Below are 11,162 nucleotides of genomic sequence, written 5' to 3' on the forward strand. Positions count from 1 at the left end.
ACATATAATAGCTAATTTATTATACTTTAACCATTATACATGCTGAAAAATCTCGAGGATTTATTTTAATTATTTTACTGTAAAATGAGAATTTAAGTGATTAATTGATTATAAGAACTATAATTAACAAAAAAAGAACGCTAAAATATGCGTTCTTTTTTTGTTAATTTTATTTCGGATTATCTCTATTTATAAATAAGGGTTGGACATCAATTTTCTTTAAAATAATTTCTTTTGCTTTTCTAGGATGAAGATTAATTTCTGGAATATTTGAAATCCCGACTGAAACGTAATCTATTTTTGGGTTGTTTGGAATGTTTAAATCATTTAAAGATTCTTTTAATGTGACATGATAAATAAATAAAATTTCATGGTATGACGTACTTTCATATTCAAAAAAGTTTTGTATAGTTGATACAAAATAAATATCATCACATTCTATGCCTAATTCTTCTTTGATTTCACGTTTAATAGCAGAATCTGAGCTTTCATAATATTTCACTCTGCCACCAATTAATGTGTAGTATTCATGTTTTTTATCATAGTGAAAACAGTAACCGTGCTTATCTTTAATAATAGCACCAACGCGTATGTTCAGCATGCCGTCTCCAGATTTTATTGAAAGATCCATTCAGAGTCCTCCTTTATAAATAGATTAGAATAACTTAAGTATTACAATACCTATGAAAACTAATGTCGCACCTATTAGTCTTCTTGCTGTAATTTTAAACTTAGGTGTATTGAATAAACCGAAGTGGTCAATCAATAATCCCATTAACATTTGTCCGAAAATAACAACCATTAGTGTTAAAGCTGCACCAAGCTCAGGCATTAAAAGAATATTAGTTGTAACAAATACTACTCCTAATACGCCTCCTATAAAGTAAAGAGGCTTAATTGTCCCTTGATCAGGGTGATGAAAGCTAAAACGAATTCTTCTAACAAGTAATAATGAAAGTATGAATAAAGCGATAGTCCCTATAGCAAATGAAATTAATGCAGAAAAATAGAATGACTGAACTTCATATCTGAGTGCACTATTGATTGCAGTTTGAATAGGGGGAAGACAACCAGTAAAGATACCTAATACCATCCAATAATTTGTATGTTGTGATTTAGTCGTAATAATTCGGTCAGATGATTTTTTGTAATTCATTAATAATATACCCAGTAACATAATAATTACGCCAGCAATTCTTTCTAAATTTATTGGATGTATATCAGCATTAAATAAGCCGAATTGGTCAATGAATATTCCCATAATAATTTGACCTGATACAGTCATGACAACTGTTAAAGCTGCACCAATTCTAGGTAACAATAGTAAATTACCTGTTAAGAATACAACACCAAGTAATCCTCCAGTAAACCATACATAAGAAAAATCTTGATTCATCATAAATGATGGTGATAACTTTTGTGGATTCATTATTAAATTGACTATTATTAGAACGATGGTTCCAATTAGAAATGAATAAAAAGATGAAAGGATTGGTGATTTAGTATAGCTGCCTAATTTAGTGTTTATCGATGTTTGTAACGGTACACATAATCCAGCTACAACACCTAATATAATAAGTAGTATCAATATTAATAACTCCTTCTTTCTATATCAATTGCTTGTTGATAGTAAATAGATTGTTCTTTATCTGGAACCATATTTCCTCCTGTAGACCAGACGATATGTGTAGCATGTTGTGAATCATAATTTAAATCATGAATATATTTCAAGCCATGAAATCCGGAAGTAGCTGAAGGTTCGATAAATATATTTTCAGTATCTTTTAAAGCTTTTAAGTAACGGTATAATTGATTATCTTCGACTGTACAAGAGCCAAATAAAAGTGTGGACATTATAGTACCTACTAATTTTGAAGGACGGCTAACTGCTAACCCATCAGCAATAGTTTTACCAGATAATCCGACATCTTGAACGGATATACCGTCATGTAACTTTGTAATCATACCTAATGCCATACAAGGCGCTTCTGTAGGTTCTATAAAGACAGGGTGTACATTATCACCAAAGATTAACTTCAAACCGAATGCAACACCGCCAGGACCTCCGCCGACACCACATGGTAAATATACGAATAGAGGATGGTCTTGATCAACTTTAATATTTGCTTCTTTAAGTTGTTTTTCCAACCTTAAAGCACTCACTGAATAACCTAAAAACAAATCTTTAGAAGCTTCGTCATCAACAAAGTGGCAGTATGGATCATTCATAGCGATTTTTCTGCCTTCTTTTACAGCATAACCATAATCTTGAATGTGTTCTACAACTTCAACACCTTTTGATTTTAAGAGGTCCTTTTTCCATTCTTTTGCGTCTTGTGACATATGTACTGTAACTTTGAAACCTAATTGTGCACTCATAATACCAATACTTAAACCTAAGTTACCAGTAGATCCAACAGCAATACGGTATTTAGAAAATATATCTTGATAGTAATCTGTTGCTAAAAGGCTATAATCACTATTTACAGTGAAATCAGTTTCTTTAATGGCAGTTTCTTCAGCAAATTTCAACACTTCATAAATACCACCACGTGCTTTAATAGAACCTGAAATAGGTAACGCATGGTCACCTTTTAATAAAAGATTGCCCTTTAAATGTGGAAATTGAGTCTTTTTAAAATGGTTTAATTGAAAAATTTGAGATTCAATTTTCCCTTGGTTATTTTGAGTTTCAGGAAAGACTTTTGCAATATATGGTGCAAAACGAGTCAATCTTTGTTCAGCATCAATCACATCGTCCAATGTAAATGGAAAAGACTGTTTGTTTAGATAGTCTGGATTTTTCCAAAACATTTCTTCGCCACGAGCAATATTTGAAATAATAGGGGATATATTTTTTAATGATTGAACATCTATAGTCATAAGTATCTCTCCTTATTTAAAAGTGCTTTACTTTATAATAGTACAATTGTTTTGATTTTATTGATAGATTAATGACTGGAAAGGCTATACTAATAAGCATTATAACCAGATAAGAGGCTGGGACGAATTAATTGTCTCAGCCTCTTATCTATTTATGATGTATATAAGTCGCTAGTTGGTGAAGGGATTGTACTTGGATTTGTTTGTTTTAAAATAGCTCTAACATATAATGATGCGATGACTAAGAATACAATTGCTCCGCCTATTATTGAAGTTTGGTAAGGAAGTGAAAGTCCTTCTGGAGCATATAATACATATACACTTATGGCACCAGTCATAAATAAGGCGGGTATTCCTGCTACTAAATGATTTTTACTGTATCTCAACAAGTAACTAACACTAACCCAGAGCATCACGGTAGCTACTATTTGATTAGTAAATCCTACATATCTCCATAAGAATGAATAATCAATAGTTGAGAGGAAGAATGCGGGTATACCTACTGCAAAGCTTGCTGAAATCATGAGTACTTTTGGTTTGATAGTTACTTTATCTTTCACAAAATCTTCTATAATCATTCTTGAGCTTCTAAGTGCTGTGTCACCAGTAGTAATTGGGAGTATAATGATACCTAAAAGTGCAAGTATACTACCGAATGGTCCTAATAGTTCTACTGAAATCTGATCGACTACTCCAGCTGGTCCGACTGATTGTAATTTTGCAGCTAATCCTTCTGTGCCACCAAAGAAAGTCATCCCTGCAGCAGCCCAGATCAATGCAATTACACCTTCAGAAATCATAGCACCATAAAAAACTTTTCTACCTTCTGACTCATTTTTAATTGTTCTAGAAATAATTGGACTTTGAGTACAATGGAATCCAGATATAGCACCACATGATATAGTCACCATAAGTAATGGCCATACAGGAATACCACTTGGATGTAAATTATGAACTGTAATTTCTGGTATATGTTTTCCACTGAATATTAAGGCAACAACTACACTTACAGCCATTACTATTAAAATAACTCCAAAAATAGGATAAATTCTACCTATAATTTTATTTATAGGCAAAATTGCAGCAAGTATAAAGTATGTAAATATAATAATTAAAGCTACCAAAAATGATATTGGTGTTTTACTAGCTAAAAGTTGTGCTGGTCCAGCAACGAATGCTGCAGCAACTAATACCATCAATACTACTGAAACGACATCAGTAAATGCTCTTGTAACTTTTCCTAAATAATGTTGCACAAGCATTGGGAATTGTGCACCGCCATGACGTAAACTTAGCATACCTGAGAAGTAATCATGTACACCTCCAGCGACGATACATCCTACTACAATCCATATGAATGCTACAGGTCCATATAAAGCGCCTGCAACAGCTCCAAAGATTGGACCTAGGCCAGCAATATTAAGTAATTGAATCATCCATCCTTTCCAAGCTGGCAATGGAGTGAAGTCCATATTATCTTGCTTACTATATGCAGGTGTTTCTTTTTGAAGATATATTTCGAATACACGTTCTATGTATTTTCCATAAAAAACATAACCTAAAATCAGTATGATGATGCTCGTGATTAAAGTAATCATATGTAAACCTTCTTTCAAGATGAGAATATTGATAGATTATCAAAAAACGGGGAATCAATCAATGAGAATTTAGAAATTTCTGATAATTTTAAAAGCGATAAGCCCCGAGTATTATTTGCAATTGTAAAATTACAAAATTATAATTAAAGATAAGTCGTATGAATATGACTTTTATGGGCAGAATTAAATAAAGGGGGAAATCAATATGCAAGAGCATCAAATAGTAACTATTGATGGTAAAGATTTTCTTATAGAAGAAGGGATGCGACTTTTAGATTTTATAAAAGCAGAGAAACTATCTTTTGTTCCTTCTATTTGTTATAACGAGTCACTTGGACCAGTAGAAACTTGTGATTCTTGTATTGTTGAAGTGAATGGGCAGCTTCAACGTGCATGTAGTACTATGATTGAAAATGGTATGGTTGTGAATACACAAATTGAGAAAGTGAAATCGGCTCAAAAGCAAGCATTGGACAGAGTGCTTGAAAACCATGAATTATATTGTACAGTTTGTGATTATAATAATGGTGATTGTGAAATTCATAATACTATGGGTGAATTTGGTTTAGAACATCAATCTACGCCTTTTACTTCAAAAGGCTACGAAAAGGACTATGGTGCATTTTATAGATATGATCCTGATCAATGTATTTTATGTGGTAGATGTGTTGAAGTATGCCAAGATGTGCAAGTCAATGAAACTTTAACAATTGATTGGAAGAGAAATGAGCCAAGAGTAATTTGGGATAACGATAAAGCGATTGATGAATCAAGTTGTGTGAATTGTGGTCAATGTGTAACAGTATGTCCTTGTAATGCTTTAATGGAAAATAACATGTTAGGTAAAACTGGTTATATGACCGACCAAAAACCTGGACTGCTAAGATCTATGATTGAACTCACTAAAAAAGCTGAAACGGGTTATGGACCATTGTTTGCTATATCTGATTCTGAAGCGGCAATGAGAGAAGAAACGATTAAGAAAACTAAAACAGTATGTACATATTGTGGTGTAGGATGTTCGTTTGATGTTTGGACGAAAGATAGAGAGATTTTAAGAGTTTTACCTCATGAAGATTCACCCGCAAATCATATTTCAACATGTGTTAAAGGGAAATTTGCATGGGACTATGTGAATTCTGAAGAAAGATTAAAAAAACCACTCGTAAGAAAAGAAGGATATTTCCAAGAAGTTGAATGGGATGAGGCATTAAGCGTAATTAGTAATAGGTTTTCTCAAATAAAAAATCAACATGGTAAAGATGCTTTAGCATTTATATCTTCATCTAAATGTACAAATGAAGAATCGTATTTAATGCAAAAGTTATCTAGACAAGTTATAGGTACGCATAATGTAGATAATTGTTCTAGATATTGTCAATCACCTGCAACACAAGGTTTATTCAGAACAGTAGGATATGGTGGAGATTCTGGATCAATAGAAGATTTAGAAAAAGCAGAGATGGTTATTACAGTTGGTACGAATACTGCAGAGGCACATCCAGTAATAGCAAGTAAAATTAAGCGTGCACATAAACTATTAGGTCAAAAGCTCTATGTATTTGATATTAGAAAGCATGAAATGGCTGAACGTGCAGATAAATTTTACAAGCCTACACCAGGTACAGACTTAATATGGCTTTCAGCAGTGACGAAATATATAATCGACCAAGGTTGGCATAATAAAGCATTTATTTCAAAATGGGTAAATGACTTTGAATCATATTATGAAAGTTTAGATTCATTTACTTTAGAATATGCCGAAAATAAAACGGGTATAAGCCAAGATGAATTAAAACATATTGCCAAACAAATTACTGACGTTAATTCGGTAGCGATATGTTGGGCAATGGGTGTGACTCAACATCGTGTTGGAAGTGATACAAGTACAGCTATTTCTAATCTATTGTTAATTACAGGAAATTACATGAGACCAGGTACAGGTGCGTATCCATTGAGAGGACATAATAATGTTCAAGGATGTAGTGATATGGGAAGTATGCCAAATACATTCCCTGGATATCAAGATGTATCAGATGATGAAATTAGACATAAATTTGAAGAGGCTTGGAATGTTTCCTTAGACTCTGAAAGAGGATTAGATAACCATCAAATGATAGATAGTATTCATGAAGGAAAGCTGCACTCACTGTATATTAAAGGTGAAGATACAGGCGTAGTCGATGCAAATATCAATTACGTAAGATCTGCTTTTGAAAAAATTGATTTCTTAGTCGTTCAAGATTTATTTTTATCAAAAACTGCAGAATTTGCTGATGTTGTATTACCAGCCTCTCCATCATTAGAAAAAGATGGTACTTTTACGAATACAGAACGTCGTATTCAAAGAATTAACAAAGCATTAGAACCGCTTGGGGATTCTAAACCTGACTGGGAGATTATACAATTAATTGCTCAATCACTTGGTGCAGATTGGAATTATAAGCATCCAAGTGAAATATGGAATGAAGCACAAGAATTAATGCCATTAGTTAAAGGTGTAACTTATGATCGATTAGAAGGCTTTGATAGTTTACAATGGCCAATGAATGATGATGGTACAGATACACCATTGTTATATACAGAAAGATTTAATTTCCCAGATGGAAAAGCAAGACTTTATCCATTAGAATTTAATGTTGAATCTAAACAAACAGAAGAAATGTCATTACATGTGAATAATGGACGAGTGCTTGAACACTTCCACGAAGGCAATATGACTTACCAAGTACCAGGATTAAAATATAAATTACCAAGAAACTTCTGTGAAATTTCGAAAGAACTGGCTGAAGAACATGGTATAGAAAATGGTGCAAGAGTAAAAATAACTTCTAAAGTAGGTACTACTGAAGTGAATGTTCAAGTAACGGATAGAGTGACAGGAAATTACATTTATATTCCATTAAATGACCAAAATGAAGGTGCTCCAAACTTTGTAACAGAAAGTGATGTAGATAAAGATACGAATACACCAGCATACAAAGATAATTACGCTAAACTAGAAGTCATTACTAAAAAAGGGGAATCACCAATTCCTAAGCATAATTCACGATTTGGTCATAGACAACCACAAATTAGTGTAAGAGTCCAAGATAAATGGGAACAATCAAGATACACTTTCCCAGGTAAAGGTGGCGATAAATAATGGGTGAAAGAGTAAAAGTCATAAAACGTATGAATAAGCGTAAAGAATATATAATAGAAGAAAATATGAATGAACTAAAAGAACGATTAGCTGATCGTAAATTAGCAATCGAAAAAGGGATAGATATCCTTGATGCACTTGAAGAAGCTCAAGCACTAGATGCATTTCATGCCGCAATTGTACAAAGAAAAGTTATAACAGGTAACTTAGTAAGTGAACTAAATAAAGAACAATACGAAGGAATTGTAGGTAATCTCGGGCAAATGTTATTTTTACTAGGAGAATTAGATATAGAAGAGACTTCTACATTCGTAAAAAAAATTAATAATGGCATGAAAGTAGCCAACAGAGCAAATCCAAATAAGAAAACATCTATAACTGATTTACTAGGTGCATTAAAAGATCCTGAAATTAATCAAAGTGTAACATTACTACTTAACTTCTTAAGAGGTATGAGTAGAAGTGAATAATTAGTAGGCTGGGACAATTAATTGTTTCAGCCTCTTTTTATCTTAAATATTATTTGATTGAAATTTGAGAAAATATAAGATAAGTTTAAACAGTAACATTGCTTATATAAATAGAAAAGGTGTGAGTATCATTAACTTTTTGAAAGATAGGTTCTCTTTAATATTAGGGCTCATTATTATTATTATATTTATTGTTTTACTATTTATTTTTGAGTCTCCTTTTTTTAAAGATCATCAAACACATACATATGAAGAGGCGCTTGAAATTCAAGTACAGAGTGACGCGCCTGCTGTAACGCAAGAAGATAATAAATTTGTGTATGCTGATAAAAAAGAGATAGATAAATATATGGATGTTGAAAAAAGTAAAACTGATTTTCAATTCATTGATATTTCAGAGAAAGTCGATATATCTGAAAAACAAGTTAAAGATATTTTGAAAGATAAGGGTGTACTTAAAGGTAAAGAAAAAGCTTTTATGAATGCTCAAGAAAAATATGATGTGAATATAATTTATTTACTTAGCCATGCTTTTATAGAAACTGGTAACGGTAATTCAGAATTAGCAAGTGGCGTTAAAATGTCTAACGGAAAGAAATTTTATAACTTTTATGGTATTGGTGCTTTTGACCAAGATGCAGTTGAAACAGGTAGCAGTTATGCTCGTAAAAAAGGATGGACTTCACCAGAGAAAGCAATACTTGGTGGGGCTGAATTTGTGAAGAAAGACTATATCAGTAATGGTCAGAATACATTATATAAAATGAGATGGAACCCATATAATCCAGGGCAACATTTATATGCAACTGATGTAAGCTGGGCAACTAGTATAGGTAAAATTATGGAAAGTTATTATGATGACCATAATTTAAAAAAATCAAAAGTATATAAAGATTACTACAAATAACATTATGGCTGGGACAAATTTATGTCTCAGCCTTTATTTTGTATTCAAATCTACTTTTATGACTATCCTTATAAGCAATTTTGCTGAAAATTGCTTATACTGCATTACTTAAAAGCACACTTGGGTAAAGCATGTGCATAACAATTAAAGTGACAGGAAAAAGCTTGATATAATCAAACTTTCAATCCAGTTATCTACTGCTAATATAATGATCAGAGGCTGGGATAAATTTATGTCTTAGCCTCATTTATATACTTGTTCATGTTAAAATGTAGTTATATAATTAATTTTTATTTCAAAGAAAGTAGTGAACAAAATGAAAATTGCTGTAATTGGAGCAGGTATTGGTGGACTGACTGCTGCTGGATTACTTTGCCAAACTGGGCATGATGTTTCAGTATATGAAAAACGAAATAGTTTAGATCAAGTAGGTGCAGGTTTAGGAATTGGAAGCAATGTACTAAAAGCACTGAAACAATACAAAATGGCTTATGCTATTGAACAAGAAGGCGCATCTTTAAGAAAAATAGAAATTAGATCTGACTTAGATGTGTTTTTAAATTCATTAATAATGAATCAAGATGAGCATGAAAATATAACGATTCATAGAAATGTACTCCATGAAATTTTAAAAACTTATGTACCATCAGATCGTATATATTTAAATCATGAATTAAAAGAATTTAAACAAACAGCAGACACGGTTCGTCTATATTTTGAGAATGGCGTTGAAGAAAAGTTCGATTTAGTCGTTGCTGCTGATGGTATTCACTCGAAAGTTAGAACGAATATTTATCCGAAAGCAATACCTAAATATGCTGGATACACTTGCTTTAGAGGTGTTGTAAATGAAAATTTAGATATTGAGCAAGAAGTAGCATTAGAATATTGGGGTCATAAAGGGAGATTTGGAATTGTTCCTCTAAAAGATAATGAACTTTATTGGTTCTGTACAATGAATGCTAAAGAAAATGACTTGAAATTTAAATCATTTGAAAAACCACACTTACAAGCTTACTTTAACCAATTCCCTAATGAAGTAAGGAAAGTATTAGATGCTCAAGAAGAATTAGGTATATTGCAACATGATATGTATGATTTAGCACCATTAAAATCATTTATATCAGGAAGAGTTGTACTAATAGGTGATGCTGCACATGCTACTACACCTAACATGGGACAAGGGGCAGGACAATCTATAGAAGATGCAGTGACATTAACTAATTTAATAAATGATAGAGATATTGAATCAGCACTGAAACGTTACGATAAATTAAGAACGAAGCATACTAAAAAGGTGATTTTAAAATCAAGAAAGATTGGTAAATCAGCACAAACTTCAAGTACATTGAAGATTAAAATAAGAAATAATATGCTAAAAAGATTATCATCAAAATCATTAAGTAAAAAAGTGAAATTTCTGCAGAAAGCTAAATTAGAATAAAATCTGCTCTGAAGCTATTTGTTTAAATATAGTTATAGAGAGAACACTTCGATATAGAACTGTAATTAAAACAGACGATTTTGGGACATAAATTCTAACTCAAAATAAATAAGCATATCACTTAACTGATTTTTTAAAAGTTTATAGTGATATGCTTATTTTTTATAATACTTTACGATTTTGTACGTGCATGCTTGCCTAGGGGTATGGATCGAGCCTGTAGTCTCTCACGCATACTATTCCCTCAGGCGTCCGCACTACAAAATCGTTACTAATGATCTATTTTTATATACAGGCTTACGATTTTGTATGTGCATGCTTGCCTAGGGGTATGGATCGAGCCTGTAGTCTCTCACGCATACTATTCCCTCAGGCGTCCGCACTTACAAAATCGTTACTAATAATCTATTTTTATATGCATTTTTTCTACGATTATACTTATAAGTGATGCGTTAAAAGCAGATTTAGGTAAAATTGCTGATAAGAAGTCCATTAAAAGCAATTCTAGGTAAAATTGCTGATAAGAGATACAGTAAAAGCGGATTTGACTACAAAAACATACTAAGATTAGCTATGAAGAAATCTATGACGATAGATTTTTTCATAGCTATTTTTTATAGTTATAGAGAGAGGTAGACTGTGCGGTCTCTTGGATTTTAAATCCGTAATTTAAACAAGTCAGCTTTACTCTCGCCTTTTGAAATTCGTTTGTAGT

General features: G+C 32.2%; 8 protein-coding genes. 4 read left to right on the plus strand and 4 right to left on the minus strand.

The window, feature by feature from the left end:
- Positions 1-169: 169 nt before the first annotated feature.
- The 4 genes from CD129_RS07665 to CD129_RS07680 all read right to left on the minus strand — a co-directional run bounded on the left by CD129_RS07665 (position 170) and on the right by CD129_RS07680 (position 4,481).
- Positions 170-631, minus strand: coding sequence for an NUDIX domain-containing protein (locus CD129_RS07665; RefSeq protein WP_078357038.1), 462 nt, complete (start codon positions 629-631; stop codon positions 170-172).
- A gap of 24 nt (positions 632-655) precedes the next feature.
- Entirely contained in the window at positions 656-1,588 is a 933-nt protein-coding gene (locus tag CD129_RS07670) for a DMT family transporter (protein ID WP_107509904.1), read from the minus strand.
- 2 nt (positions 1,589-1,590) lie between these two features.
- Positions 1,591-2,883 (minus strand): D-serine ammonia-lyase, encoded by a 1,293-nt coding sequence (locus CD129_RS07675; protein WP_078357036.1) that lies wholly within the window; start codon positions 2,881-2,883, stop codon positions 1,591-1,593.
- A gap of 152 nt (positions 2,884-3,035) precedes the next feature.
- Positions 3,036-4,481 carry a carbon starvation CstA family protein gene (locus tag CD129_RS07680; protein WP_115337153.1) on the minus strand — a complete coding sequence of 482 codons (1,446 nt, stop codon included), beginning with the start codon at positions 4,479-4,481 and terminating at the stop codon, positions 3,036-3,038.
- Between the two features lie 205 nt (positions 4,482-4,686).
- Here CD129_RS07680 and fdhF point away from each other — a divergent pair, with 205 nt between their 5' ends.
- The 4 genes from fdhF (at position 4,687) to CD129_RS07700 (ending at position 10,447) form a co-directional block, all read left to right on the plus strand.
- On the plus strand, positions 4,687-7,626 hold the full coding sequence (gene fdhF, locus CD129_RS07685) for a formate dehydrogenase subunit alpha (protein WP_115337154.1): 2,940 nt from the start codon (positions 4,687-4,689) through the stop codon (positions 7,624-7,626).
- Positions 7,626-8,096, plus strand: a complete 471-nt coding sequence (locus CD129_RS07690) for a helical membrane plugin domain-containing protein (RefSeq protein ID WP_107509908.1) — start codon at positions 7,626-7,628, stop codon at positions 8,094-8,096. Before fdhF ends, CD129_RS07690 begins: the two co-directional genes overlap by 1 nt.
- Positions 8,097-8,235: 139 nt before the next feature.
- Positions 8,236-9,003, plus strand: a complete 768-nt coding sequence (locus CD129_RS07695; protein WP_078357032.1) for an N-acetylglucosaminidase — start codon at positions 8,236-8,238, stop codon at positions 9,001-9,003.
- A gap of 316 nt (positions 9,004-9,319) precedes the next feature.
- On the plus strand, positions 9,320-10,447 hold the full coding sequence (locus CD129_RS07700; protein ID WP_078357031.1) for an FAD-dependent monooxygenase: 1,128 nt from the start codon (positions 9,320-9,322) through the stop codon (positions 10,445-10,447).
- The last annotated feature ends 715 nt before the right edge of the window (positions 10,448-11,162 follow it).

It is taken from the genome of Mammaliicoccus fleurettii, assembly GCF_003970575.1.
GTDB lineage: Bacteria > Bacillota > Bacilli > Staphylococcales > Staphylococcaceae > Mammaliicoccus > Mammaliicoccus fleurettii.

Bases quoted from the DNA above. Each gene is read 5' to 3' on its own strand.
- CD129_RS07675 (WP_078357036.1), bottom strand. From the start codon at position 2,883: ATGACTATAGATGTTCAATCATTAAAAAATATATCCCCTATTATTTCA.
- fdhF (WP_115337154.1), top strand. From the start codon at position 4,687: ATGCAAGAGCATCAAATAGTAACTATTGATGGTAAAGATTTTCTTATA.
- CD129_RS07665 (WP_078357038.1), bottom strand. From the start codon at position 631: ATGGATCTTTCAATAAAATCTGGAGACGGCATGCTGAACATACGCGTT.
- CD129_RS07690 (WP_107509908.1), top strand. From the start codon at position 7,626: ATGGGTGAAAGAGTAAAAGTCATAAAACGTATGAATAAGCGTAAAGAA.
- CD129_RS07700 (WP_078357031.1), top strand. From the start codon at position 9,320: ATGAAAATTGCTGTAATTGGAGCAGGTATTGGTGGACTGACTGCTGCT.
- CD129_RS07680 (WP_115337153.1), bottom strand. From the start codon at position 4,481: ATGATTACTTTAATCACGAGCATCATCATACTGATTTTAGGTTATGTT.